The sequence below is a fragment of the Pseudomonas sp. IPO3747 genome (genome assembly GCF_013385245.1).
GTDB classification, from domain to species: domain Bacteria; phylum Pseudomonadota; class Gammaproteobacteria; order Pseudomonadales; family Pseudomonadaceae; genus Aquipseudomonas; species Aquipseudomonas edaphica.
Genome location: NZ_JACAQL010000037.1, coordinates 1 through 304, shown reverse-complemented (window position 1 = coordinate 304; position 304 = coordinate 1). Strand labels below are relative to the sequence as shown.

Sequence of the window (304 nt, the reverse complement as noted above, 5' to 3'; positions counted from 1 at the left end):
GTGTTCATCGACAAGAGCACCCAGACGGTCAAGATCACCGACACTGCTGGCGGCAACTTCGAGAAACTGGAAGTTGCAGGTAACGGCGCAACCACCACGATAAACGACACCATCGACAAAGTGGATGTAGTTCTGACTGCCACCACTACCGTTGGTGAAGGCGGCAACATCGTCTATACCGCCAGCCTTGTGGATAAAAACGGCGCGCCGGTGACTAACATCACCAACCCGTTAACCGTCACTCTCGATAATGGCCAGACCATCACCATCGGCGTTAATCAGTCGAACGGCAGCGTGACCGTTG

The 304-nt window shown here is 54.3% G+C and carries 1 protein-coding gene; it reads left to right on the top strand.

The features are described from left to right. Nucleotides 1–304: immunoglobulin-like domain-containing protein (locus HX790_RS29380; RefSeq protein WP_176992613.1), on the top strand; the 304-nt coding region annotated here is incomplete at both ends.